The following is a 24,610-nucleotide window of genomic DNA, read 5'->3' as shown; positions in this document are numbered from 1 at the left end:
TCACTTATGCCAAGGTGATCGCCTATGAATTTATTTCGGAAATGTTTACTAATCCTTGGCCTAGCCAGTCCGCTCTATCTTGGTTTGGGGCAAACCTCTGCCCATGCTGAGGCTGTCCCTCCCCTTGCGCCGACGACTTGCCAAGCAACCAATTTGCCTCAGCCATCTACTGCGGCCATTCGGGAGCTAACTCCCACAGGGACACTCCGGGTTGCCATTAATACTGGCAACTATGTTCTTGCAACCGAAGCTGATGACTTTGGCCCTTTTGGTATCTCCGTTGATATTGCCCATTTACTGGCAAAAGGGCTAGGGGTTCCCAGTGAATTTACCGTAGTCCAAGCTGCGGCTGTTTCCTTTGAAAGGGTAAGTAAAAATTTATCTGATATTGGCTTCTTTGGGGTGGATCCTTGGCGGGCTGAAAGTGTAGATTACACCAACCCCTACATTCAAATTGAAGGTGCTTATATCGTCAGACAAGATTCCCCAATCCTAACCCTGGCTGATGTGGATCGTGCCGGCATTCAGATAGTTGTTGGCAAGAACAGTGTTTATAACCTTTTCTTGGATCGGAATATTCACCATGCCCACCTCGTCCAGGCCCCGACATCTCCCGAGGTAACAGGTTTTATGCTCGCCCACAAATTTCCAGTTGGGGCAGGAATTCGCAACCAGTTGGTGGCGGACATGAAGCGCTATGGTGGATTAAGGATTTTATCAACATCTTTTATGATTATTCATCAGGCCATGGCCACAGGAAAAGGCCGCCCCCAAGGGCTAAGCTATCTCCAGTCTTTTATCAGTGAACTAAAAAAAAGTGGATGTATCCAGGAATTGATCACAAAGTATGCGGTCGATGATGCGGTTGTTTCTCCATAAACAGACTGAGTTCAAAAAAAATGCCTATTCAGTAAGTTTCTTAAATGTTACGCATTAGTGAAATCAAACTACCCCTAGACCATGACGATATAGCTTTGGAAGAGGCTATCTTAAAAAAGTTAGGTGTTAGCAGCAAAGAATTAACCAGTTACACCATTTTTAAACGTAGTTATGATGCCCGCAAACGGGGGCAAATTCTTTTGGTTTACATTGTTGATGTAGTAACGCCCCTAGAGCAAAAACTACTGAACAAATTGGCCGGCGATCGCCAAATAATCCCCAGTCCTGATACAACCTATAAACTTGTTGCCCAGGTTAAGCCCGATCAAAAATTTGAGGGAAAACGGCCCATTGTGATTGGCACGGGACCCTGTGGCATGTTTGCCGGTTTACTACTGGCCCAGATGGGTCTGAAACCGATTATTTTGGAGCGGGGCAAATCGGTACGGGACCGCAGTGTGGACACATTTCGCTTTTGGGTGAAAGGAAAACTCCATGCTGAATCCAACGTGCAGTTTGGGGAGGGGGGAGCAGGAACTTTTTCCGATGGCAAACTTTACAGTCAGGTGCGGGACCCAAACCATTACGGTCGCAAAGTGTTGGAGGAATTTGTTAAGGCCGGAGCCGATCCAGAAATTCTTTATATTAATCGTCCCCACATTGGCACCTATCGCCTCGTTAAAATTGTGCAAAATTTGCGCTCCACCATAGAAGAGTTGGGGGGAGAAATTCATTTTCAAAGCCATGTTACTGACATAAATATCAAAGATAATCAAGTGCAGGGAGTAACCCTAGAAAATGGCGATTATATTGCCACTAACCATGTGGTGCTAGCGGTGGGACATAGTGCCAGGGACACTTTTAAAATGTTATTTGAACGGGGAGTTTATATCGAAGCAAAACCCTTTTCCATTGGTTTTCGCATTGAGCATCCTCAATCTTTAATAGATCAATGTCGTTTTGGGACGCAAGCTGGCCATCCCCGCCTTGGTTCCGCCGATTATAAATTAGTTCACCATTGCCAAAACGGGCGATCGGTTTACAGCTTTTGCATGTGTCCGGGGGGAAAAGTGGTGGCTGCCGCCTCGGAACCAGGTCGATTAGTCACCAACGGCATGAGTGAATACGCCCGGGATGAAGCCAATGCTAACAGCGCCATTGTGGTGGGCATCACTCCGGAAGTGGATTATCCAGATCATCCCTTAGCGGGCATTGCTTTGCAGAGATTTTGGGAGGAGCGGGCTTTCCAGTTGGGGGGAGAAAACTACCAAGCACCGGGGCAACTGGTGGGGGATTTCCTAGCCAATCGGCCTTCCACTAAATTTGGCTTCGTTCTACCTTCCTATAAACCGGGGGTAAAACTAGTCAACCTAGGGGAAAGTTTGCCCGATTATGCGATCGCCGCTTTGCGGGAAGCCATTCCTGCTTTTGATAAAAAAATCCGGGGTTTTGCCATGGATGATGCTGTGTTAACTGGGGTGGAAACTAGAACATCTTCTCCCATTCGCATTAAACGGGGAGATGATTTCCAAAGCATTAACACCGTTGGCCTTTACCCTGCTGGGGAAGGGGCTGGTTACGCTGGGGGCATTTTATCCGCTGGCATTGATGGCATTAAGGTAGCAGAGGCGATCGCCTTGGATTTTTTTGCTAAAGTTGACGTCTGAGTAGAATAATCTTGTAACGCCAAACCTAGCTAGGGTATTGATAAATTTGATGAGTAACTTAGAACAAATTGAAAGACAAGTTAAACAGCTAAGTCCCTCGGATTTCGCCAAATTCCGCGTATGGTTCCACGAGTACGATTGGCATGCATGGGATCGTCAAATTGAGCAAGACTCTAAGTCTGGTAAGCTAAAAGCCTTAGCGGAAAAGGCATTGGCAGACCATAACGCTGGTCGGACAAAAGTGCTTTGAACCACCACACTAACTCTGATTTCTGGTTTTGTTATCGGCATCTGCCAGAAGAAATTCAGAGACGGGCAGATAAGGCTTATCAATTACTCAACCAAAATCCTCGCCATCCCTCACTCCATTTCAAAAAAGTGGGAGAATTATGGTCTGTTCGAGTCACCTTAGATTATCGAGCATTGTCGGTTGAAACCGATGACGGCTATGTGTGGTTTTGGATTGGTACACACGAAGACTACGATAAGCTATTGGGCTAAAGGTGTCCTCCCGAAAATAAGCCATCAGCGACGCAAAATTCTCCCCCCCGCTAACATCAAGAAAAATTGTCTAATTGGGCAATGGTTTTATCGGCAAATATCGACAAATATTGAACGTATGACTTCCCAACCCGTACCCCATCCTTCTGCCCGCCATAGTCACGCCCATCCCCATGTCCACAGCCAAGAATCCTTACAAAAGTTAGTTAATCGCCTCTCCCGCATTGAAGGCCATATTCGGGGAGTGAAAACCATGGTGCAGGAAAATCGTCCCTGCCCAGAGGTGTTAATTCAGGTGGCGGCAGTCCGGGGGGCATTAGACCGGGTGGCTAGATTAATTTTGGATGACCACATGAATGAGTGCATCACCAGGGCGGCGGCGGAAGGCAATATTGAGCAGGAGTTGGCGGAGTTGAAGGAAGCCCTAGACCGGTTTTTATAGGGTTTTTACAACCTGTCGCCATGCGTATTGTTGCCTACGTTTATTCTGATCGCCTGTTGGAACCAGCACCGGATCCTCAGATTTGGGGAGTGGAGGTGGACCAAGTTTATGTGGATCTAGGGGAAAGGTCAGCCCTGGGGCAACTGTTGGAGCATTGCCAAAATCAGAGCATTGATTATTGTCTGGTTAGAAATCTCAATGAATTGGGCCAGTCCACCGCCGAAGTCAGCCAAACTTTGACCCAATTGGAAAATTATGGCATCACGGTCATCGCCCTAGAGCAGGATTATCAGAACCATGGCAAGGCCGAAATGGCGATCGCCAGACAACAATGGTCAGAACTGTGGGCCAACCTAGAGCAAGAACAACGCAAAGATAGTCTCCGCCGAGGCCACGCCCGTAATCGTTTAGCTTTAGCTCCTCCCCCTGGTAAAGCGCCCTATGGTTATCGTCGTAGTTCTGGCCATTATGTGGTGGACCGGGCGACAGCTCCGGTAGTGAAAGCATTTTTTGAAAAATTTATCCTCTCTGGTTGCCTGCGGAGCTCTGTCCGCTATTTGGAACAGACCTATGGCAAGAAAATTGCCGTGGCCACCGGACGACGTTGGTTAAGCCATCCCGTGTATCGGGGGGATTTGCTCTACCAAAATCAAACCGTCATTGCCGATACCCATGCCCCTTTATTAAGCCGCACTGAAGCAGCCCAAATTGACCGCCTCCTACGCCGTAACGCTCCTCTACCACGCCGCACCGCCAGTGCCCCCCGTTCCTTAGCTGGTTTAGTGAGTTGTGGCCGTTGCCAGACCCCCTGGGTGGTGGCCCATGTGACATCCCGTCATCAAAGCAAGGCCTATCTTTATCTCCGGCCCCGCCATTGTCCCGAACAACCACAATGCCAGGCGATCGCCTATGGACAATTGTTAGAACAGGTAATTAAGCAAATTTGTCAGCAGTTGCCCCTGGCTGTGGCCCAGTTATCCCCGTCTTCCCTGGGCACCGAGTATCAGCATTTACAACAGGCGATCGTTGAAAAACAGAGTTTACTCGAGCAACTACCCACCTGGGAACAGCGGGGCGTACTGGACAGCCACACTCATCAACTGCGCCGGTACCAACTGAAACAAGACCTGGCCCAGCTACAACAACAGTTGGACCAAATGCCCCCGGACGAATTGCAACGCATCATTCCTGCCGTTTCCCTACCGCAATTTTGGCGAGACCTGTCGGAAACGGAACGCCGTTTTTACTTCCGGGAGTTTATTCGTAGTATCCAATTGGAACGAAAACCCCAGGGATGGGATTTTTGCCTCACCTTCGTCTTTGGAGCCAAGGGAAACCCAGCGACCTAGGCTTCTCCCCGGGCCATGGCGCGGATAATATCCCCTTGGGTCAAAATACCGATCAGTTGCCTACTTTCCACATTCAACACTGGCAGACGGCGAATTTTTTTCTCATTCATCAAATGGGCCGCTTCCCGTAAAGTTTGGGTGGGCAAAATGCTAATAGGAACATCGTTCATCACTTCCCCCACCGTTTGTCCCAGGGCTTTGTGCAATTCCCGTTCGTGGCGGGCGGGATTTTGTAGGTAAATAATACTGTCTAGCAACATCACATAGGGAGGCGTATCCACCCCAGACTCCTGCCACATCAAGTCGGTGTCGGAAATGACCCCCACCAATTTTTCCTGGTCATCCAGCACCGGCATGCCACTGATGCGATTCTCCGCCAAAAGACGAATGGCATCCTGTAGGGGGGTATCTGGTTTGACTGTGATGGGATTCGGGGTCATCACTTCCCCAACCGTTCTGCTCATAAAACCTATGCTGAATTTGGAACTTTGACCTAACTTTTTTTTGTTATACCCAATCTATTCTAAGTCTCGACAAGCCGTTTTTTCAAGGAATTGGCCCGCCGTTGAGCTACTTTATTGTTGGGTTCTATTGCTAAAGTTTCTTGGTAGGTTTCCAACGCCTTGTTAACCATTTGTTTTTTTTCATAAACATTGGCTAAGTTATTTAAAGCAATGACATAATCTGGGTATAGTTTCAAGGCATCTTTGTAATGGCGAATGGCCAGATCAAATTGCTCCTGAGCGAAACAGGCATAGCCCATAGCATTGTAAATCAAAGCTTGGTTTTCTGGCTCCACTTGCTCGGCCATTTTGAGGGCTTTTTGAAATAAATTAATCGATTGGGAATATAATTTTTTGTCTAAATAAATGCTACCCAATTGATAATATTCCTGGGCGGTACCTTTGGTGTTTTGTAGCTTCTTTTGTAGTTTGCTAAAGGTATTTTCTAGGCGACGGGCCTTTAACACCTGACTGAAGACAAATATGCCCAGTCCCCCCAAAATAATCAATAAGACGGAAAGATAAACAATGGGTAGAGACTCAGTCATGGGAACAGTGAACTTAATACTTCGGTGAAAGAATTAACGGGCGACAAAATAGGCAACGGCCCCGACGGCCAACATCTTTGGCGATCGCTAACCCCAGAAGCCCATTGTACGTGGTTACGCTTCCATCTCACTAGGAAAATGCTCTGGCCTAGGTTGTTAACGTTTCTTCGGCGATCGAGAGGGATAGAGAAGCAGCCTACGGTGAAATGTATTGTGACGAGCCTCCATTATTCATTTTTACCTTCCAGGGTGGGCACTTTGCCTGGGGCATTCTCGATCGCCGCAATGGCTGCCCGCGCCCCCGCCTTAATATCCCTTTCTTCCCCTCCCAGGTAAAGTCGACCAAAACTACCGATGGAACTAACCTGCAAAATATTGATAGAGGCAGACTTTTCCGCCTCATTGGCCGCCAGGGAAGCATAGGCCGCCGGTTGCACTTCCAATACAAACAGGGTTTGCCCCGCCAACAGCATATGGCCCCGCCGATTACGGTTAATTAACTGGGTTTGATAGGCATCGATGTTGCGAATAATTTGACTAGACACCACCTTGGGCTTGATGCAGTCACTGGCTTTGGCACCGATATATGCCAAAATCGCTTGCCCTGCCGCCCGCACTTCCCCCTGATTACTGGCATGGATTTCCAACAAACCGTAGAGCCGTTCCACAAATAATACCCCCGGCCGCACCACCGCTGCCTTAAGAGCAATATCGGTAATGCGGTTAATTTCAATGCCTGGGGAAACTTCCACCCAGAGGGAACAATCCCCCGGTAGCGGCAAAAAGCCGGAGGCCACCGTCCCAATGTAGGCTGCATGTTGGGACTGGAGACTATCCAGGTAAACGTAACTACGGAGTTCGATGCCCATGGCAGTGGAAATGCAAAACTATGGCGGCGGGCTGACGGTGGGGCAGTCCCTCCTCCAAACAAAACAATTAATCGCAGTGGGGAAAACTATTACCGTCAGTGGAGACAATGGGGTTAAAGCTAATGGATCAACCCACAAAAGCACCGCCCCATCTTACCTGAATATCGGCTTGCTCCGATAATGCCCCTGAGCTAAGTCAGCGTAAATCTGACAATGATGTCGTCGAAATCTAGGTCTCCTCCGCCGAGAAAATCTTCAAAACCAATCACGTTGGGTCCCAAGTTTGTGCTGTGGCTGATGCCATCTGGGTTGGCCGACCCAAAGGCAAAATAAGTCTGATTAATACCGGAAAGACTGTCATTAACCGTTAAAAATGGCGCATACAACTCGCCACCCAAAATATTGAAGGAAAATGCTCTGGTTTCTAGGTCTTCTGCCGTTAGGGTGGAGCCAGTGGCTTGCAAACGATTGCTATCTGCCAAAGCTGCTTCTTGATAACCTACCTGTCCTGGGTTGATTACACCACCTGTTAAGGGATCTAGCACTGCACCGTTATCGTCCAGAAGTCGATAAAAACCCATGGATCCATCAAAAAAGGCTTCCCGACTGTAGGAACCCGATACGGTGACGGAACTACCCGCCGTAAATCCCCTGGCGTTAATTAAATCGATGGCCGTGGGATTGGCGATCGCCGTGGTTAAATCCGTGGCTTGGTCATCAGCGGCAGCAAAGGAAGCATAAAATACCTTCCCATCTGGGTCAGTGTACTGATAAATTTCATGACCTGTGGCCAGATCTTTAACCGCTAAACCCACCTCTTGCCCAATGGGAGTACCACTGAAGGGATTACGCAATACGGGGCCATCCACTTCCACATAGGAGACTTTGGTGGGCTGGCCGATGGTATCCGTTACCTCAATTACCTGGGGACTACTGGACACAGTAAAGGGCCCTGGGGGACCATTCTCTGGATCATTGCCGGGGCCACCGGGATTATAAACCGCCGAATAATCCCCTTCGGAGGGCAAAGCAACCCTCTTAATTTGGCGAACTGCGGCTTCGTCCCCTTTGAGGATAATGTCGTAATAGTTGTCATGATCTTCGATGTAAGTCAGGTCATAGCTGTCCTGAACCCCGGCCAAATCCGCCAGCCCCAACACCTGCACCAGACCAAAGCCGGGAATTTCATAATCAACACCAGTTTGGGTTAGGATAACTGTCCGTCCCGTAATATCTTCCGCTTGGAGTTGAAAATACCGTTCAAATTCTGTGGGTAGTAAACTGGCAATGCCATCGGGGGAAAAACCGGCGCTGGTGTAAATTCGCAAACGAAATTGGGCTTGGTCTCCATATAAATCCCCGCCACTGTTATTTTGATTGGTGGCTAACCAGAGGGGAGCCCCTTCCCCCAGGTCACTGAAGCGGTCTAACTTAGCGGCGACAATTTTGGGACCATTGCCGGCCACGTAGGGGTTGAGACTATCAATGGTAATACCCACCGCACTGACCGGGCCGTTGGGTCCCACCATTTCCAAAGGAGTACTGTCCAACACTGTGCCTACGGAAACGGGATAAATCGCTCCCTCCGTGCCTGGGGTTAAACGATTACCAAAATTGCCCGTAATTACTACCGTTTGCCGTTCGTTGTATTCACTGTTGGGAATCAAAGAGGCGATCACCGGGGTGACAATTTCCCCCGTGTTAAGCATTACCTGAAAATCTGTGGGATTAAGGGTGGTGGGAAAAATGGGCCACGCAAAAACAATGGGAATGTTATCGTTTTTTTCCAGATTAACGCCATAAACACTCTGCACTGTGTCTGTGCTAATAGCCGAAGTGTAGGCCCGTTGGGTGGTGGTGGACAAATCCCCCAGGTTATTCCAGGCCACATTGTTGTCAAAGGCAATCTGTTGGGATTCCGCATCGGTGCCATCCATACCGGGAATTCCCATATAACCATCAAAGCCATAGTTGGCTGTTACAATTCCCCCTTCCTGATTGAATAGGTCACTGCTGAGCAGAATACTGGTGTTGAGGGAACTACTCTTGGCGCTGAGATTTAGGCGATCGGCGGCGAGGTAGGCCAACAGGCGATCGGCTAGGGGGGTGTATTGAATAGTCATAGATTAATTCAACAGTAATATTTCACAAAGTTATCGAGTTTGAACTCGCAATAATTGCATTAATTAAGTTGATTTAAACACTCGCACTGAGGGCCAGGGTGGCATCTTGATATTCTGTCACAACTTCCCCCCCATGCCATTCCTGACTGTCCAGGGCCATTTCTTCAATTAAACTGGCTAACTTCAGGGCCTTGAGGGCCTGTTCTCCCCCCACTGAGGGTTGATCACCTCCCCTAACACAATGAATAAAATGTTCTAATTCAGCGTGGAGAGGTTCAATATTACTGGTGTAAACCTTTTCGATTAGACCATCCTGGCGATACAATACCTGGCCATAGTCCGCGCTCCAATCAGCGGTGGTTTGGCGATGGATCAAAATTTCGTTATTGAGAAAATCCGCTTCGGTGAGGGAATTTTTGCAGTGGGCGGCGATGGAACGAATTTTACGATGGGTGACCTTACTGGCGGTGAGGGTGGCCACAATGCCGGAGGAGAAGCCTAACGTAGCGGTGACATAATCCAAATATCCTGACCCAGAAGCCCGACTGCCACTGGCGGACAGTTTAACCACTTCCGAACCCACCAATTCCAGCAACAGGTCAATGTCATGGATCATCAAATCCAATACCACGGAGACATCATTGGCCCGCTGGGAATAGGGACTCATGCGATGGGCTTCGATCGCCAATAACTCTTCCGTTTTGAGAATTTTGGTTAGCTCTAAAAATGCCGGGTTGAAGCGTTCAATGTGCCCCACTTGGAGAATGCAATTGGCATCGGCGGCGGCATTAACCAGGGATTCCGCTTCAGCAATGCTAGCGGCAATGGGTTTTTCAATCAGAGTATGGACATTATTTTGCAAACAATTCATGCCCACATCGTGATGGAGCCTAGTGGGAACCGCCACACAAACCGCATCCACATGGGGCAACATCTCCTGATAATCTTCAAAAAAATGCACCCGATACTTACTGGCGGTGTCTAGGCCCCGTTCCACATTGACATCGGCAATACCCACAAACTCCACATCCTTCATCAGGCTCAGGACTCTGGTATGGTGCTGTCCCATATTGCCCACCCCAATCACCCCGATGCGGATCGGCTGAAGGTAACTCCGTTGCCCGTTGAGCTGATGGCTCGTCATGATGCTGTTGCCACTCCTAAACACCTAGCCAGCCGCAAAATACTGACTGTTATAATTAACTTCACGAAAATTCATGCCTTAGATACTAGCACAGGCCGTGTTTCTCTTCTTTCCCCAGTCAAAAACCGACCCAGGGGAGATTATCGCCGATTTTCTGGACCGGGGTTAAAACTGACCCCAATAATTGTGCTGGAACTGATTTTGGTGATTTGATCGAAAAACTTTACCAAACTTACATCAAGGAATTTATCTATGCCGAATATTCGTCCTCTGACCGCTTCCCTTTCTTTACTGACCACGGCCTTTGTTGGTCTAACTCCAGCCCTTTACGCCACCATAGCCGAAGCCCAGGATCCCCCTGCCACCACCTATCAGCCGGGCTTTTGGCAGCCCGTCGGTAGATTTGACCCCAAAAAGCCGGTCAAGGTTAAGTTGGTTAATAAAACAGATGTGGCTTTGGACTATGACATTTCTAACTTGGAATCATTCCCCCCGGCTTCGGTAGCCCCAGGGGAAACAGTTCTGCTCGAAAACTTTGGCGATAATGCCTACATCATGGTCTATCCCGAAAATGCCACCCCCAGCACTCCAGAACAATCCTTTTTGCTTAAATTTACTGTTCCCGTCGATGCCCGCACCCAAATGGTAGGGGCTGATAATGTGGCAGTGATCACTGTAACCAAAGGTGATGTCAATATAGAGGAACGTTTTTACGGCCACCGCTCCATTAACTTGCAACCCACGGGAGCAATTTTCTTCTACTAAATCTAGACCCCATAGATCCTAATTTTGCCTCCTCTATGCTTGATATCACCAAGTTAGCTGGCCAAATGCCGGCCCTGGGGCAACATTTCCGTCAGGAAGCCACTGCTGGCCATCAACGGCTAGAAAGGGCTAAGGAATTATTTTTCCAAGCTCAACAGCGTCAATCCTATTTGCTCAACACCCTGACAGAATGGGGCGATCGCCTCTTTTTTGCAGTGGCTAGGCCTCTGGAACCATTGGATACAAGGGTCAACATTGGGGAGGCTCCGGTTAACCACAGTGTGTTTGCCACGGACGGTTCCCAAATTGCGCCCTCCCACCATGAAATCGCTTACTGTTACCTGCTCAACATTGGCCGGGTGATGCTCCACTATGGGCAAAATTTACATCCTCTGTTGGACAGTGTGCCGGAGGTTTATTACCGTCCTGAAGATTTATACGCTTCCCGCCGTTGGGGTATTCGCACCGAGGAATGGTTGGGTCATCGCCGCACTGTGTTGGAAGCGGAAAGGTTAGCCGCCCTAGCCTGTCGTTGGGTTAGCCCCCCAGGGCCCCACAGCGACCCTAACTTAGCCATGGTGGATGGTTCGCTAATTTATTGGTTTTTGGAAAATTTACCCCAGGAAGCAAGGAACCAAATTCTGGAACCGATTTTGGCCGCCTGGGAAACGCTACGTCAGGCCCGCATTCCCCTGATGAGTTACATCAGTGCCCCCAGGAGTGTGGAATCGATTAATCTTTTGCGGCTCCAGGCTTGTCCCCACGAAAGCCCCAATTGCGTCAGCCATTGCGAAGGTTGTCAGGCGGAGGAACGGAAAACCCCCTGTCAAATTTTTGACCCGCTGCGGGATAGCAATCTGTGGAAGGAGTTTCTATCCCCTGGACAACGGGGGCCGATTTGGCATAGTAATGCCCGCATTTTGGAAGCCTATGCCCCAGAACAACGGGTTTGTTTTTGCTATGTCCAAGGCAGTTCGGAGGTAGCGAGGGTGGAATTTCCCGTTTGGCTAGCGGAGGATTCGGAGTTGCTTGATCAATCCTTAGCCATTGTCCTTAGTCAGATAGAAAAGGGTTTTGGTTATCCCGTGGCCCTAGCGGAAGCCCATAATCAGGCCGTGGTGCGGGGCGGCGATCGCCGTCGTTTTTTTGCCCTGTTGGAACAACAATTGGTCAGGACGGGGCTGAGGAGCATTGGCACTTCCTATAAGGAAGCCAGGAAAAGGAATACGGTGGTTTAGATGTGATGGTGGTCAGCAAAAATCAGCTAATGCAAACGCCATTGCACCAGATTGTCCCCGGATAAATTAGCCCAAAATTCCCCTTGCTGGGCTAGCAACAATAATAAGTCGAGGCTCTCTGGCCTAGGTGTGGTCAAAGCGGCCATGGGAATTACCATCACTAGGGTTTGTCCTTGATGGACTAATTGGGGCCGTTGGGGATGGGGTTGCCAACGGTTGGGCCCCACGGCAATGTCGTGGTGACTTTGGAGATGGTGCAGATTAATGCGGCAGTGGTGATGGAAATAGTAATTTAACGGCCCTTGGTCTGGCAAAGAGGCGATCGCCAGGGGGGCATGGCCATGGGGCAGATAGGGATAGTACCAAGCTAAATGGAGTTCATCTGGGATCAATTCCGGCAACAGTCGCTGGAAATCAAACCGCAGGATCAACCGTTGGCGATCGTGGCCATAGTAAATTGTTTGCACGAATTCCTTGCCCTCTTGCACCGCCAGACCATTAGCCACCTGCCAAGGAATCAAATTAGTTAAATTATCCCAGTGGGGATAGAGATAACCGCCCAACGGGCGATCGCCATTTTGATCAATTAAGGGATGGTGCAAATAACCGGGCGGAGTTTCGTTAAGGGCGTGGTAGAGCCGGATCAAATGTTGGCGGAATAGGGCTTCAGAATTGAGGGTTTGGGGAGAATGACCTTGGCCAAAAGCCTCAAACCAATCGGAGCTTTCTGCCCCGTAGAGAGCCTGCCAAGCTTCAGGATTATTTTCCTCTGTGGCTTCAGGATGACTTGCTAAGGCTTGCCTGGCGTCAATTAAGTAATCCCAAGCCTGGTTTTGGCTGGGTTGACCGATCCATTTACTGAAATTGCCCCGATTCCAGGAGCCTATCAGAGGAATAGGGATGCCATTCTGTTGGGCCAGAACTTGGGTAGGGGGAAATTGGTCTATAAACTTGGACACTGTCACCAATTGCAGTAGGCCTTGGCGACCCAATTGTTCACACTGTTGATAGAACTGTTGCAAAAAGCCAAAGCCATTATTTTCATAGCCATTCCAGGTTCGATCCCCCTCCAAAGCAATAGTTACCAATCTCGGTTGGCCATTTTCCGCCTGGGGGCGGCGGGCTAAAAGTCTGGCCATCAAATCCTCGGCTGCCTGGGCTGGGGAATAGCGCCCATAATGAAAACTGATCAAATCCGACAGTTGTTGGTCCCGAAACACCATGGCCAACTCCCCGTCCTCCGTGGGCACTCGATAGACCGAGTTCAACCAGACAGACCTTTCAGCACTGGTACTCAAACTCTGGGCCAGGACGGATTCATCGGCACATAACCATTCAAAACGGAGTTGGGCCACTGTTTGCAACATGGCAGGACTAACTGCCAGTCCGGGCGGCCATAAACCCCGGGATTCCCGGCCAAAGGTGCTCCGATAGTATTGCTTACCCTGTTGCAATTGCCTGATTCCGTCCTCCGACCAACAAAAACGGGGGTCCGGTAGGGCGAGGGCCGCTTGTATAGTGCGGGCAATGTTGGTATCCGCTAAAAGGGGCAAAATTGGGTGGCCGTAGGGACTAGTGATAATTTCCAGTTGCCCAGATTCTTGTAGCTGGCGATGGAGGGGAATAATTCCCTGGATAATTTGCCGTTGCTTACTAATAATTCTTTGGCGATCGCCGAGGGTAAAGGATTTTTGCCGAAAATACCAATCCCGCACATCTCGATCTTCTGCGATGGTGAGGGCATCAAACCAAATCAGATTATGCCAGGCCAACAGATCACTAAAATCCTGGGGTTGCCAATGGGATATACACCAGTCTATCCCTTGCCTTTGACGTTGCTCGTATAACTGTTGATACCGATGCTGGGGAAAAATTTGTGTGCGGGGATTAGCCTCAAAAAAAGTGGTCAGAATTTCCACCTTTTGCTCTAGGCTTAACTTTTCCACTGGGCTCAGGGTGAGGGCTAAATGGCGATCGATGGCCAAACCCTGGGCATAATCCTCCAATTGGGCTAGCAAACAAGGAGTGAAGCTAACTGTCTGATGCAGGGAAGGGTAACGGGCCCATAACTTAATCAACCCTCCGTAATCCCTAGTGCCATGTAACCGCACCCAGGGTAATTGATAATATCCATGGCCATTGCCCACCATGCCATAGGACTGATAGCAAGGCTGGTGTTGATGCCAAACAAAAGCGACATACAACGGGTGGGCCATAGAAAATAAGGCAATGGGGAAAACCAAACCGGCGATCGATAAGCATGACCGCTCCTCTCAGCATAGCCAATGGCATTGCCCTAAAAATTAACTTCTGAGAATTTTTGTCAGGTTTTGTCCACTTCTCCCATCTTCGGCTGGAGTCAAAAACCTACCAAATATAGGAATTATTGTCCTCTCCACAACAAAAAACCTAGCCAGTGTTGAATACTAGCTAGGTTCAGAACAATCAATCAACCAATCAGGAATAGCTAAGCTTTAAACAACCGCAACCTAACCGCCCACTTTTACTACTGGGGTAAAGCTGGGAACCACTAACTCCTTATCCTGTTTGGTGAGCTTGTTATAAAGCCGTTCCGTATTGGGGAAGTTAGCCGCCGGTAGGGTGGGGAAACGACGGTAGGGCACCGTATCTTCACCAAAGGTTTGCAGATATTCCATGCCGTTGACCATAGCCCCGATGAAGGCCTTTAGCCCTTGGCTGGCCAAAATTTGGTTATACTGCTGGATTTCCTTTTGATTGAGGGGAGCCCGACCGAGGAAGTGCTTGGTACCCATTTCAATCACTTTGGTGTTGGGATAGGGGGCATAGAACTCCTTCATATAGAGCTCGGAAGTGCCTAAACCTTCAATGAATTCCTTAACGTTAATTTCATTGTTGCTGAGCTTACTTTCCAGGGCAGTGAACTCGGAATTGATGATGTAAGGTTCCAAATCCCGCTCAAACACCTGACGGTAGGCGGCCCGGATGGCATTTTTAACCGCAACCTTATCGTAGGTGGACACCAGCTTAAAGACTTTGGTTTGTTGCCGTTGACGGGTAACCCCTTGGTTGCTGCGGTAGGCAATTTCCGGCTCAGTGCGGATGGCCGAAACCTGGCCCAATTCCACAAAGCGGGGAGTAACTTCCTTATCCACCCGTTGACCAATGTCTTCCCGCAGGGAACCAACCCGGGCGGAACGCATTTGTAGACCACCGGGGGTGAGGTAACGCTCGTAGGGAACGGTGTCTTCCCCAAAGGCATCGCTGTATTCTTTGCTATCAATCATCGCTTCCACCACAGCATAGAAACCCTGTTTAGAAGCAATGTCGAAATATTGATTCATTTCCTGGCGGCCGTAGGTGGGACGACCCAGCAGGCGACGGTGCATATATTCGATCGCCTTACAGACGTAGTGGGGAGCCCAGTAAAGCTTGAGGAACAGTTCCGATTTAGCTAGACGCTTGATAAATTCCCGCACGCTAATGTCGCCATTTTCCAGTTGAATTTCCGCCACGGAGAGCCGTTGCCCTTCGTACAGATCCCGACCAAACACTTGACGGTAGGCAGCCCGAATCAAAGCCTGGGTGGAGCTTTCACCAAATTTGACGCTGGTGCCGGTATTTTTGCCCACTTTGGCACCGGGTAAACCGCCATTGAGACGGAACACTTTCGCCCCCAAACTACCGGGAAATTCGCCCACAGCACTGGGATTGCCTACTTGGTTATTAACCGCCGGGCCCCGGTGGATGAGAATCCGTTTGGTGTCTTTGTTAAAGGGAGCAGGTCGTTTGCTAGGATTGCGGGTTTCTTTCGGGAAAATGGCCCCAAATTGAATTTCCAGGGGGTCGTTGCCGGAACCATAGACGTGTTGATCCGGTAACGGGCGATCGTACTGGGCAAAGGTGGTGATGAACTGGGGAACTTTGCGGAAAGGAGCGCTGTAGCTAAAGAGATCTTGTTGCATCCCCCAGTTGCGGCATTCCTGGGCTTCTACCCCTAGACCCCGCAGATAGGGCACTGTTTCTTCCCCAAAGTAATCGGCATATTCCTGGGAATCGACCAACGCATCCACCAGGGCGGGAAGGCCACCACTAGAAACGATGGAAAAGTATTTTTGCACTTCTTCCCGGGAGCTGGGTCCCCGACCAAGGATATGGCGGAAAGCCAATTCTAGAGCCCTGCTGTTGATGAAGGGTTCAAAGAATTGCTTGCGGTAGAGGGGAGATTTAGCCAAACGACGGACAAATTCCTTCATGGAAATGTCGCCATTGCGTACCTGGGATTCCAGATAAGAAATGGATTGGCTGTAGGCTTTGGTAATGTCCCGCTCAAAAATTTGCCGGTAGGCTGCCTTGATGACCGCATTTTTTTCCAGGGCGGACAAACCGGGCTTCATGGCGTATTTCTGCCGTTTAGCGGCGGCATTGAAATAGCTCTGGGGTAGCTCTAAACCTTGGATATCATTGGAAGGGCCCTGGCGAACTTTATTGGCTGGGGTGGGGGCTTTAAATTCGCTCAGGAGAATGTCGAAGTATTGCAGAACAATCTCTTTAGCCTGGGCATTGTTGCGGAAATAATCGGCGGAAGCAGCCCGCATTTCCTGGATGGCGACAATGGTGGCATCGATGGAACAGGCATTTTCAATGACTTCCTTCAAACCCCTGGTATTGACCACAATGATGTTGGGGTCCCCGGCCACAATGGCATAGGTGGTGTAGCGCAAAAACCAGGACATGTCCCGGAGAGATTTTTGCATGTTGCTGGGACCGTACCGGGCAATGTTAATGGGACGGAAACCAGGGGGAATGGGGCCAGTACTGCTAAAAACAGAACGGAGTCCCCCAAAGAGACCACCGCTTCCATTGCTTTCGGCATAGGTAACACTGCCATTGCGACTATCACTGGAGGCACCCACCAATGCAGGTTGACGCTCAACGGGCTTTTCCAGGTAGGAGAGGGGGGAACCGCCGGTGAAAATTCGATTGGCGGCCCTAGAGACGATCAAGTCGGCATTTTGGGTTAGGGTCTCTGCAATCTCTAGACGCAGGGCACCGGACTGAAAATACGCTGTTAACTCGTTTAGTTCTGACCCTTCTAGGAAGCGATCCTGTTGCTCTGCTTGGCTGATAGCGGAGACGGGAACGGTTTGGTAGAGTTGGGGTCGCGCTAGTGAGCTGCCACCACTTGCCTTAACACTCATTGGATTTCATTATCTCCCATTAACAAAATTGCGATCGCCTTAAAACGAGGGAAAAAGCCGCCCGGCCAAGGCTTATTTAAAGGTTCATCATAAAAAAGTGAATCAGCATCTAGGGTAGAACGTTTCGGAACGCTACAGGGGCTTTGTTAACTTTTATGTAGGAGAACTTGATTGAATGGCCCTGTTTGGCAGTCCCTTAGGCATTCCCAAGGCTAAGCAAAATGGACTGTATCAAAAAAATCGGGATTGATACCAGGACCGGAAAAACATGACTGATAATGCAGTTTTAAATGTCACCCTTTGAATCTATGGAAAAATTTCCCCATTTGCTAGTCCTGGATTTTGATGGTGTGCTCTGCGACGGTTTGCAGGAATATTTTCAAACTAGTTGTCAAGTTTGTCGACAAATTTGGCCAGATCTACCGCGGGAGAAGCTCGATCGCCAAAGGGATAACTTTTATTTCCTTAGGCCGGTGATTGAAACGGGGTGGGAAATGCCCCTACTACTCAAAGCTTTGGCTACGGGGGTAGAACCAGCCGCTATTGAAGCAGCATGGCCCGCCGTTGCCCAGACTCTACAACGCCAAGAACAAATCGGCAAATCCCAACTAGCTCCAGTCCTAGACCAGGTGCGGGATAACTACATTCACAACGATTTGGCCTATTGGCTAGGACTTCATCATTTTTATCCGGGGGTAATTGGGCAGTTAAATCATTGGCTACAATCCCCCTACCCTCAATGGCTTTACGTTGTCACCACCAAGGAAGGCCGCTTCGTACAACAGTTGCTCAAAAATCAGAAAGTAGATTTCCCTCTAGGACAAATTATTGGCAAGGAAATTAAGCAACCTAAATTCAAAACCCTGGAACAGTTGCGAGTCAAGCATCAATGTGACGGCGATCGCCTTTGGTTTGTGGAGGATATGTTGACCACTCTGGAGACCGTTGCGAACCAGCCTGCCCTAGAGCAAACCAGTTTATTTCTGGCAGATTGGGGCTACAACACACCAGATAGCCGAGGGTTAGCCAAACAAAAAAAACGTTTTCACTTACTGTCTTTGCAACAATTCTCTGCTCCCTTTTCCGAATGGTTTTAGAGAACACCAAGAAAATACCCATAGTATTGCCTGAGCTTTACTGGGGTTGACCTAAGAAAAAAAGTAAAGTTTTGCCAACGGCTTTCTAGACCAAAGGAAAATAAATTGCTTTCACAAAAACTTCTGCAATTTTACTGTTCCACTTCGATAATTTCCGTATATTCGTTGCCTTCCTCATCTTCCACAATGGTGACTTGATTGCCTTCTTCATCCGTGACACTGACGGCGGTATTACCATCATCATCAGTGCAAACCGCAACGCCCATGCCATCTTCTTCATAGGCTTCGCATTCTACTTCCTGGGCCATACCGGGCATAGCTCCGCTAAAAAGAGCAAAAGAGCCAACTATCAAGCTGCCACCAATCATTGCGGGGAAGTTTTTCATAGGTTTAGGTTTGTTGTGAAGGGGTCCAAAAAATTCGGAAAACTGGCTGAAAACGCTTAACTAATCTGCGCCCAGTCTAACATAAACTTGATTCAAGGAGTGCAAATGCAAAACTATCATAGACAGGAAAAATAAGAGTCGGCAGCGACCTTAACTGTTCATTACATTTTTCGGAGTACAAGAACCCCCAGTCTAGCTCAGCAGTTTCTATTTCTAAAATCGGCAAAACCCAACTGCACCAAATTAGAAACAGTCAGGTCTTAAATTTTTTTGTGTATGGTTTCTAGTCTTCTTTGACAGTGCAAATGCCGTTAGCACCTCTTTTACCTGTATAGCTAATCGTTACCGTGTCGTCCTCATTAATAGCCACCGAAACGACAACGTCAGAATTAGCACCTTGGGACAATTTCGCCTCATAATATGCAGGCTTTTTAACAATTAACTGAGCTTTTTTACCGTTGATAAAAATAGGTCCGCCCTGATCAGCATGAACCTCAATTTCTCCGGGGCAAGTGGCATTAAACAGGGGAATAGCTGCAAAACTTGGTAAACACCAGGCGATCGCCCCTGATATAGATAGAATCAGTGCAGAAACAGTTCTAGAGAATTTTTTCATTGTTGTTTTGCAGTGCAAAATTTTGTGAATTATGACAAGTGTTTAAGGTATATCTTCTGCGAAGCTATTCGCCTCCGTCAGCAAAAATAATAAAGTCACTGCGTATCCAACCGACAGCTTTCGATTTAACAAATTTAACTTCACACCAATTCAAATCACTATTTTGGGTGTCCTTATCTTGAACACACTTGATGACTTCAACTTTGTCACCGGGTAGTCCATACTGAGGAGCACTGGATTTGATAGTAGGCTGAGTTCTCACATTAATACGAGTATTGGGATCTGCTGCCCTGAGGGTAGAAATTCCCCGGGCAAGGGCAGGAACGCCCAAGCTCGCCAAAGCAATACCTAGCAAAAAGGCCGACCCAAGCTTGTCCAAAGTCATTGGATATAGGTTGATGGTTAATTATTTTTCAACTGTAACAGTATTTATTTTTACGGTGAGTTATCTTAATAAAATCTTAACTAACTTCAATCGAATACAAACTCAACTAGAAGAGGGTAGATAAATACCAACAATTAAGTGAGTTAACTGTGTTTAACTACCCTTTTTCTTGGTCGACTTAAAAACCAATGGTGGGGGGCCGTAAAGCAGTGACTTCCAAGGGTGAAAGGTTAGCCTGTTGGACCAAACTCGGCACAGATCGCCGGGCGGTTTGCACCAATTGATTAATGGTGGGATCGTAAATCTGGGTAATGAGCTTGGGATAGAAACCAATGCCAATAATGGGCACGAGCAGACAACCAATAATGAAAACTTCCCGAGGTTCCACGTCCACTAGATTAGTGTGATTTACCAACTCCTCGTTTTCGGGACCGTAAAGCATTTCCCGGAGCATGGAGAGTAGATAAATGGGGGTCAAAATTACCCCAACTCCCATAAGGACAACCACAATGGTGCGGAAAACTAGGTTATAAGCATCGCTGGTGGCAAAACCCACAAACACCATTAATTCCGCCACAAAGCCACTCATCCCCGGTAGAGCCAGGGACGCCAGGGAACAAGCTGTCCACATGGCAAAACCTTTTTTCATCTTTTGGCCAATGCCCCCCATTTCATCCAGCATCAGGGTATGGGTCCGGTCATAGGTAGCTCCCACCATAAAGAACAGACTGGCCCCAATCAAACCGTGGGAAATCATTTGTAACATGGCCCCACTCATGCCCAGGTCAGTGAAAGATGCTAAACCGATCAGGACAAAACCCATGTGGGAAATGGAAGAATAGGCAATTTTTCGCTTCAGATTTCGTTGGGCAAAGGAGGTGAAAGCAGCATAAATAATGTTCACCACCCCAAGAATCACCAAAACCGGGGCAAATACGGCATGGGCATCGGGGAGCATCCCCACATTCATCCGCAGCAGGGCATAACCTCCCATTTTCAACAGAATGCCCGCCAGCAACATGTGGGCCGGCGCAGTGGCTTCCCCGTGGGCATCGGGTAACCAGGTATGGAGGGGAAAAATGGGCAACTTAACGCCGTAGGCAATTAAAAAGCCAGCGTATAGCAATAATTGCAGGTTAACGGGAATGTCCTTAGCGGCGATCGCCGACATATCAAAGGTATTAACGTCACCGTAGAAAGCCAGAGTCAGCCCTGCCAGCAGGATGAATAAAGACCCCCCCGCAGTGTAGAGAATAAATTTCGTTGCGGCGTAGAGGCGTTTTTTGCCGCCCCAGATGGAGAGAATTAGATACACTGGCACCAACTCCAATTCCCAGACTAGGAAAAAGAGCAAAATATCCTGCACCGCAAACACGGCAATTTGCCCACCGTACATGAGCAACATCAGGAAATAAAATAGCTTTGGCTTCAGAGTCACCGGCCAGGCGGCCATGGTGGCCAAGGTGGTGATAAAACCGGTGAGAATGATCAACGGCATGGAAAGGCCATCGGCCCCCACCGACCATTTGAGATCAATCTGGGGTAGCCAGGTGTAGCTTTCCACCAATTGCAATCCCGGTTCGCTCAGGTCAAAACCACTGTAGAAGGCATAAACGATCAGGGCAAAGTCTACTAGCCCCACCGCCAGGGAATACCATCTAACAGTTTTACCGTCCTTGTCGGGGATAATGGGAATGAATAAAGCCGCCACAATCGGCAAAAGGATGATCGTGGTCAGCCAGGGAAAAGTGTTCATACTACCCAGATAGTCTTTACAGACAATAATCTAGCAGGGATTTTTCCGGTCGGGCCCGCAGAAAAGATTAATTTTTCCTAACTTTTTCTAAGTTGCGGGTAGGCCAGTGGCGATCGCCGCCAGTCTAACTTTTGTTCACACCCAGGTTTTTTTCTATGGTTTAGATTCGCTTTACCTTTGCTTTAAGCTCTGTTGAAGCGGTTTTTCTTGGTTACAAGCTCAAAGTCACTCTAAAGATGTAACAGAATTTGAAGTTATGGCGTTTTTTCCGAAAGGAAATTCAGGTGTGGGGTAAACTAGCCCATAATCCTGACAATATTATTTTTTTCGACTTTACGGAGAACCCTCGGTTAAGGAGCCGATAGTCAATGTCCCATAGTGTAAAAATTTACGATACCTGTATTGGTTGTACCCAATGCGTCCGGGCTTGCCCCCTCGATGTTCTAGAAATGGTGCCCTGGGATGGTTGTAAAGCCGCTCAGATCGCCTCCTCCCCTAGAACCGAGGATTGTGTTGGCTGCAAACGTTGTGAGACCGCCTGTCCCACAGACTTTTTAAGTATCCGAGTTTATTTGGGTGCCGAAACCACCCGCAGTATGGGTTTAGCTTACTAAATCGTATAGATCTGGTAACTGGCCCCGCCATTATTCCAATTTTTGATCAAACTTTGACAGCTTTCGAGCTGGGAAGGCCCCTGGGGTCTTCTTTTTTATTTGTTTGTTTGTCAACATTCAATCTAAGTTTGTTCACCTGCACGAAATAATCCGAAAGTTAATGTTTTTACCAGAGCGGCGATTTTCGACCAAAGCTAGGCTTGACGGGGGGATTACCATAGAATATAGTCTACCGACTGAGTAAATATACCTGAGGATAATCACCCATGCTGGCCGGGAACTATCAACCCCCTGCGTCCCTATCGGATCGTGAATTGGAAATTTTAGACCTAGTGGCGATTGGTCTGACCAACCAGGAGGTGTCAGAACGTTTGGAGATTAGTAAAAGAACAGTGGATAACCATGTCAGTAATATTTTGACCAAGACCAACACGGAAAACCGGGTGGAATTGGTGCGCTGGGCCCTGCAATGGGGCAAGGTTTGTCTCAATGATGTCAACTGCTGTATATTACCGGGCCAAGGCAGTGGGTCTTAGATTGGTATGGTGAATTGGATGGATTGGCCATTTTCCTGAAGAAGCCTAGCTATGGTTACTACTCCAGTAAAGACACTATCCTTAGCAGAATTCATGGCATTGCCGGAGACTAAACCTGCCCAGGAATACATTAATGGTACTATTCGAAAAAAGCCGATGCCCAAAGGTAAGCATAGCCTCCTGCAAACCTTATTATCGGCAAATTTAAATCGAGTCTTCAGTCCCCAAAGGCGGGCATTAGCTCTTTCGGAACTGCGCTGTACCTTTGGCGATCGCTCCATTGTGCCGGACATTGCTGTGTTTACCCAAGACCGCATTCCCCGTGATCATTCAGGAGAAATTGCGGACCTATTTGACTTGGCCCCTGATTGGACTATTGAAATTCTTTCCCCTGACCAAAGTCCAGTACGAGTAATTAAAAATATTTTGTACTGTCTGGAGCATGGAACCCAGATGGGCTGGCTCGTAGATCCAAAGGAGCAAACCCTACTGGTTTATCGGCCCGATAAGCAGGTCCAGATCGTTGATGAAGCACCTGAAGTTATACCAGTTCCAGCCTTTGCTGAAGATTTCCAAGTCACCGTTGGTGAGCTTTTTGCCTGGCTAATGTGATTGGCTGAGTTATGGGAGAAAAATTTAATTTTTGTAAATTTTGTTAAAATTTAGATTCGTTCATTTTTGACCGATCACAACGCTAAGGCGATCGCCAGGGAACTTTTTCTGGGTCAGAGCCCGGCTTTGGTGTGTCGATTATTTTGATTTTTCCGCATATCCGCAATCTATGATCTTCTCCTTGCACCATGAAGCCCCCCACTTACAACGCACTACTACTGGTAGATGGTTACAACATCATCGGCCAATGGAATCACCTGAAACAAACCCGTGAACGCTTTGGGCTGGAGATGGCCCGGCAAACCCTAATTGATGAACTGATTAGCTACAGCAGTCACCAAGGCTATCAAACCCAAGTGGTTTTCGATGCTCAGTACCAACAAAGCCCTGCTAGCCAAGAGCATCCCAGCCCCCACCTTTCCATCCACTACACTGCCTGGCTCCAGACTGCCGATACGTTCATTGAAAAGCGTTGTGCCCATTATCGCCGTCACACCTATGAGTATCCCGGTCGGGTAATTGTCGCCACCTCCGATCGCGCTCAGCAATTAACCGTGGTGGGTTACGGTGCAGAATGGATGTCGGCCCATCTTCTGGCCCAGGAGGTGGATCAAAGTCGAGCTCAAGTTCGCCAACAGGCTAAACAGTACGGCAAAAAGAGTCAACGGCGATCGCCAAAGGGTAAACCCTTGGGGGAAAAGCAACGGGGCTGGGTGCACAAATTAGACCCATCAGTGCGGGAAAAGCTTAGTCAATGGCGTTATGGCGTCGATTAGTGGGGCAATGGAAGATTGGGTTTCTGCCCCGGACCGGTTTAGGAATGGGGAATTTAGCAACATCTTAGTTAAAATAACTGATAATCTTCCCCACTCCTTACCCCCCTCAAGCACCTTGGTTAACTTGACTCCCCCCCGTAAAGCCGGCCACTGGCGCCTGTGGCAAAGACAAATCCGCTATCTATACGTCAAGCTATTACGACTACAGAGTACTCCCCATGCCTTGGCCCGGGGTTTGGCCGTGGGTTCCTTTGCTGGGATGTTTCCCTTTTTCGGTCTGCAAACGGCGATCGCCTTGGTGCTGGCCATTCCCCTACGAGGCAATAAAATTGTGGCAGCGGGGGCCACTTGGATCAGTAATCCTTTGACCTATGTGCCGATTTATTGGTTTAACTATCGTCTGGGGCTATTGCTGTTGCAACGGGAAGGCATCCCCTTCAGCGAATTAGATTGGCAGTCAACCGAGTTACTAAAGTATGGTGGCGATGCGGCGATCGCCCTGTTTGTGGGATCGTTGGTGGCAGGGGCTGGGGTGGGCTTAACAGCCTATGTCTTTGGCTTGAGAAGCTTCACTTGGCTGGCCATCCGTAAACAGAGGTCGAAGATTCGCAGTCGTTAGTTCCT

General features: G+C 48.6%; 24 protein-coding genes. 13 read left to right on the top strand and 11 right to left on the bottom strand.

The genetic code is table 11. The annotated features are described in order from the left end of the window. Positions 1-24 precede the first annotated feature (24 nt). The 4 genes from C7I86_RS10945 (at position 25) to C7I86_RS10920 (ending at position 4,838) form a co-directional block, all read left to right on the top strand. A complete protein-coding gene (locus C7I86_RS10945) occupies positions 25-879 on the top strand; it encodes an ABC transporter substrate-binding protein (RefSeq protein ID WP_010873284.1) in 855 nt (284 codons plus the stop codon). A gap of 44 nt (positions 880-923) precedes the next feature. Beyond that, the gene (locus C7I86_RS10940) at positions 924-2,546 is read left to right on the top strand and encodes an NAD(P)/FAD-dependent oxidoreductase (RefSeq protein WP_010873283.1); all 1,623 of its coding nucleotides are present in this window, start codon (positions 924-926) and stop codon (positions 2,544-2,546) included. A gap of 619 nt (positions 2,547-3,165) precedes the next feature. Then, complete coding sequence (locus C7I86_RS19205) at positions 3,166-3,489, top strand: metal-sensitive transcriptional regulator (protein WP_020862211.1); 324 nt, start codon at positions 3,166-3,168, stop codon at positions 3,487-3,489. 20 nt (positions 3,490-3,509) lie between these two features. Continuing rightward, positions 3,510-4,838 (top strand): recombinase family protein, encoded by a 1,329-nt coding sequence (locus C7I86_RS10920; protein ID WP_010873280.1) that lies wholly within the window; start codon positions 3,510-3,512, stop codon positions 4,836-4,838. Here the strand turns inward: C7I86_RS10920 and C7I86_RS10915 are convergent. From C7I86_RS10915 to C7I86_RS10905, 3 genes are all read right to left on the bottom strand, one after another. Continuing rightward, a complete protein-coding gene (locus C7I86_RS10915; RefSeq protein ID WP_010873279.1) occupies positions 4,835-5,302 on the bottom strand; it encodes a CBS domain-containing protein in 468 nt (155 codons plus the stop codon). The two genes, C7I86_RS10920 and C7I86_RS10915, sit on opposite strands and share 4 nt — an antisense overlap. 59 nt (positions 5,303-5,361) lie before the next feature. Further along, a complete protein-coding gene (locus C7I86_RS10910) occupies positions 5,362-5,889 on the bottom strand; it encodes a tetratricopeptide repeat protein (protein WP_010873278.1) in 528 nt (175 codons plus the stop codon). Positions 5,890-6,116: 227 nt separating this feature from the next. Beyond that, positions 6,117-6,758 carry a hypothetical protein gene (locus C7I86_RS10905; protein ID WP_010873277.1) on the bottom strand — a complete coding sequence of 214 codons (642 nt, stop codon included), beginning with the start codon at positions 6,756-6,758 and terminating at the stop codon, positions 6,117-6,119. Here C7I86_RS10905 and C7I86_RS10900 point away from each other — a divergent pair. Then, positions 6,757-6,939: a hypothetical protein gene (locus C7I86_RS10900; RefSeq protein ID WP_020862212.1), complete on the top strand. Its 183-nt coding sequence runs from the start codon at positions 6,757-6,759 to the stop codon at positions 6,937-6,939. The two genes, C7I86_RS10905 and C7I86_RS10900, sit on opposite strands and share 2 nt — an antisense overlap. A 10-nt stretch (positions 6,940-6,949) precedes the next feature. On the opposite strand, the gene C7I86_RS10895 is transcribed toward C7I86_RS10900, so the two are convergent. Together C7I86_RS10895 and C7I86_RS10890 are read right to left on the bottom strand one after the other, a co-directional pair. Further along, complete coding sequence (locus C7I86_RS10895) at positions 6,950-8,881, bottom strand: DUF4114 domain-containing protein (protein WP_014407129.1); 1,932 nt, start codon at positions 8,879-8,881, stop codon at positions 6,950-6,952. 73 nt (positions 8,882-8,954) lie between these two features. Beyond that, positions 8,955-10,025: a Gfo/Idh/MocA family protein gene (locus tag C7I86_RS10890; protein WP_020862213.1), complete on the bottom strand. Its 1,071-nt coding sequence runs from the start codon at positions 10,023-10,025 to the stop codon at positions 8,955-8,957. Between the two features lie 252 nt (positions 10,026-10,277). Between C7I86_RS10890 and C7I86_RS10880 the strand changes: the two genes are divergently transcribed. Both C7I86_RS10880 and C7I86_RS10875 read left to right on the top strand, forming a co-directional pair. Further along, a complete protein-coding gene (locus C7I86_RS10880) occupies positions 10,278-10,790 on the top strand; it encodes a hypothetical protein (RefSeq protein ID WP_010873274.1) in 513 nt (170 codons plus the stop codon). Between the two features lie 35 nt (positions 10,791-10,825). Then, positions 10,826-12,028, top strand: coding sequence for a DNA double-strand break repair nuclease NurA (locus tag C7I86_RS10875; RefSeq protein ID WP_010873273.1), 1,203 nt, complete (start codon positions 10,826-10,828; stop codon positions 12,026-12,028). 26 nt (positions 12,029-12,054) lie between these two features. On the opposite strand, the gene C7I86_RS10870 is transcribed toward C7I86_RS10875, so the two are convergent. Together C7I86_RS10870 and C7I86_RS10865 are read right to left on the bottom strand one after the other, a co-directional pair. Continuing rightward, on the bottom strand, positions 12,055-14,244 hold the full coding sequence (locus C7I86_RS10870; RefSeq protein WP_010873272.1) for a hypothetical protein: 2,190 nt from the start codon (positions 14,242-14,244) through the stop codon (positions 12,055-12,057). A 273-nt stretch (positions 14,245-14,517) separates the two neighbouring features. Beyond that, a complete protein-coding gene (locus C7I86_RS10865) occupies positions 14,518-17,208 on the bottom strand; it encodes a phycobilisome rod-core linker polypeptide (RefSeq protein ID WP_010873271.1) in 2,691 nt (896 codons plus the stop codon). Between the two features lie 308 nt (positions 17,209-17,516). On the opposite strand from C7I86_RS10865, the gene C7I86_RS10860 reads away from it, so the two are divergent. Continuing rightward, the gene (locus tag C7I86_RS10860; protein ID WP_223211276.1) at positions 17,517-18,305 is read left to right on the top strand and encodes an HAD family hydrolase; all 789 of its coding nucleotides are present in this window, start codon (positions 17,517-17,519) and stop codon (positions 18,303-18,305) included. A 131-nt stretch (positions 18,306-18,436) separates the two neighbouring features. Here the strand turns inward: C7I86_RS10860 and C7I86_RS10855 are convergent, their stop codons facing one another. The 4 genes from C7I86_RS10855 to C7I86_RS10840 all read right to left on the bottom strand — a co-directional run bounded on the left by C7I86_RS10855 (position 18,437) and on the right by C7I86_RS10840 (position 21,448). Then, positions 18,437-18,691, bottom strand: a complete 255-nt coding sequence (locus tag C7I86_RS10855) for a hypothetical protein (RefSeq protein WP_010873269.1) — start codon at positions 18,689-18,691, stop codon at positions 18,437-18,439. 283 nt (positions 18,692-18,974) lie between these two features. Further along, the gene (locus C7I86_RS10850) at positions 18,975-19,307 is read right to left on the bottom strand and encodes a hypothetical protein (RefSeq protein WP_010873268.1); all 333 of its coding nucleotides are present in this window, start codon (positions 19,305-19,307) and stop codon (positions 18,975-18,977) included. A gap of 64 nt (positions 19,308-19,371) precedes the next feature. Continuing rightward, positions 19,372-19,692 (bottom strand): SH3 domain-containing protein, encoded by a 321-nt coding sequence (locus C7I86_RS10845; protein ID WP_010873267.1) that lies wholly within the window; start codon positions 19,690-19,692, stop codon positions 19,372-19,374. 178 nt (positions 19,693-19,870) lie between these two features. Then, positions 19,871-21,448, bottom strand: a complete 1,578-nt coding sequence (locus C7I86_RS10840; protein ID WP_010873266.1) for an NAD(P)H-quinone oxidoreductase subunit 4 — start codon at positions 21,446-21,448, stop codon at positions 19,871-19,873. Between the two features lie 368 nt (positions 21,449-21,816). On the opposite strand from C7I86_RS10840, the gene psaC reads away from it, so the two are divergent. The 5 genes from psaC (at position 21,817) to C7I86_RS10815 (ending at position 24,605) form a co-directional block, all read left to right on the top strand. Further along, positions 21,817-22,062, top strand: a complete 246-nt coding sequence (gene psaC, locus C7I86_RS10835; protein ID WP_002764973.1) for a photosystem I iron-sulfur center protein PsaC — start codon at positions 21,817-21,819, stop codon at positions 22,060-22,062. A 266-nt stretch (positions 22,063-22,328) separates the two neighbouring features. Beyond that, positions 22,329-22,598, top strand: coding sequence for a helix-turn-helix transcriptional regulator (locus tag C7I86_RS10830; RefSeq protein WP_010873265.1), 270 nt, complete (start codon positions 22,329-22,331; stop codon positions 22,596-22,598). A gap of 51 nt (positions 22,599-22,649) precedes the next feature. Next, positions 22,650-23,210 (top strand): Uma2 family endonuclease, encoded by a 561-nt coding sequence (locus C7I86_RS10825; RefSeq protein ID WP_010873264.1) that lies wholly within the window; start codon positions 22,650-22,652, stop codon positions 23,208-23,210. A gap of 188 nt (positions 23,211-23,398) precedes the next feature. Further along, a complete protein-coding gene (locus tag C7I86_RS10820) occupies positions 23,399-23,986 on the top strand; it encodes an NYN domain-containing protein (protein WP_010873263.1) in 588 nt (195 codons plus the stop codon). Positions 23,987-24,101: 115 nt separating this feature from the next. Continuing rightward, positions 24,102-24,605, top strand: a complete 504-nt coding sequence (locus C7I86_RS10815; RefSeq protein ID WP_223211275.1) for a DUF2062 domain-containing protein — start codon at positions 24,102-24,104, stop codon at positions 24,603-24,605. Positions 24,606-24,610 lie beyond the last annotated feature (5 nt).

The sequence above is a fragment of the Synechocystis sp. IPPAS B-1465 genome, from assembly GCF_003015225.1.
Classification (GTDB): Bacteria; Cyanobacteriota; Cyanobacteriia; order Cyanobacteriales; family Microcystaceae; genus Synechocystis.
The sequence above is the reverse complement of the archived record's forward strand: the minus strand, read 5'-3'. Positions and strand labels throughout refer to the sequence as shown.

Coding starts and splice junctions, on each gene's coding strand:
- C7I86_RS10945 (WP_010873284.1), top strand. CDS start 25: ATGAATTTATTTCGGAAATGTTTACTAATCCTTGGCCTAGCCAGTCCG.
- C7I86_RS10940 (WP_010873283.1), top strand. CDS start 924: ATGTTACGCATTAGTGAAATCAAACTACCCCTAGACCATGACGATATA.
- C7I86_RS19205 (WP_020862211.1), top strand. CDS start 3,166: ATGACTTCCCAACCCGTACCCCATCCTTCTGCCCGCCATAGTCACGCC.
- C7I86_RS10920 (WP_010873280.1), top strand. CDS start 3,510: ATGCGTATTGTTGCCTACGTTTATTCTGATCGCCTGTTGGAACCAGCA.
- C7I86_RS10915 (WP_010873279.1), bottom strand. CDS start 5,302: ATGAGCAGAACGGTTGGGGAAGTGATGACCCCGAATCCCATCACAGTC.
- C7I86_RS10910 (WP_010873278.1), bottom strand. CDS start 5,889: ATGACTGAGTCTCTACCCATTGTTTATCTTTCCGTCTTATTGATTATT.
- C7I86_RS10900 (WP_020862212.1), top strand. CDS start 6,757: ATGGCAGTGGAAATGCAAAACTATGGCGGCGGGCTGACGGTGGGGCAG.
- C7I86_RS10905 (WP_010873277.1), bottom strand. CDS start 6,758: ATGGGCATCGAACTCCGTAGTTACGTTTACCTGGATAGTCTCCAGTCC.
- C7I86_RS10895 (WP_014407129.1), bottom strand. CDS start 8,881: ATGACTATTCAATACACCCCCCTAGCCGATCGCCTGTTGGCCTACCTC.
- C7I86_RS10890 (WP_020862213.1), bottom strand. CDS start 10,025: ATGACGAGCCATCAGCTCAACGGGCAACGGAGTTACCTTCAGCCGATC.
- C7I86_RS10880 (WP_010873274.1), top strand. CDS start 10,278: ATGCCGAATATTCGTCCTCTGACCGCTTCCCTTTCTTTACTGACCACG.
- C7I86_RS10875 (WP_010873273.1), top strand. CDS start 10,826: ATGCTTGATATCACCAAGTTAGCTGGCCAAATGCCGGCCCTGGGGCAA.
- C7I86_RS10870 (WP_010873272.1), bottom strand. CDS start 14,244: ATGGCCCACCCGTTGTATGTCGCTTTTGTTTGGCATCAACACCAGCCT.
- C7I86_RS10865 (WP_010873271.1), bottom strand. CDS start 17,208: ATGAGTGTTAAGGCAAGTGGTGGCAGCTCACTAGCGCGACCCCAACTC.
- C7I86_RS10860 (WP_223211276.1), top strand. CDS start 17,517: ATGGAAAAATTTCCCCATTTGCTAGTCCTGGATTTTGATGGTGTGCTC.
- C7I86_RS10855 (WP_010873269.1), bottom strand. CDS start 18,691: ATGAAAAACTTCCCCGCAATGATTGGTGGCAGCTTGATAGTTGGCTCT.
- C7I86_RS10850 (WP_010873268.1), bottom strand. CDS start 19,307: ATGAAAAAATTCTCTAGAACTGTTTCTGCACTGATTCTATCTATATCA.
- C7I86_RS10845 (WP_010873267.1), bottom strand. CDS start 19,692: ATGACTTTGGACAAGCTTGGGTCGGCCTTTTTGCTAGGTATTGCTTTG.
- C7I86_RS10840 (WP_010873266.1), bottom strand. CDS start 21,448: ATGAACACTTTTCCCTGGCTGACCACGATCATCCTTTTGCCGATTGTG.
- psaC (WP_002764973.1), top strand. CDS start 21,817: ATGTCCCATAGTGTAAAAATTTACGATACCTGTATTGGTTGTACCCAA.
- C7I86_RS10830 (WP_010873265.1), top strand. CDS start 22,329: ATGCTGGCCGGGAACTATCAACCCCCTGCGTCCCTATCGGATCGTGAA.
- C7I86_RS10825 (WP_010873264.1), top strand. CDS start 22,650: ATGGTTACTACTCCAGTAAAGACACTATCCTTAGCAGAATTCATGGCA.
- C7I86_RS10820 (WP_010873263.1), top strand. CDS start 23,399: ATGAAGCCCCCCACTTACAACGCACTACTACTGGTAGATGGTTACAAC.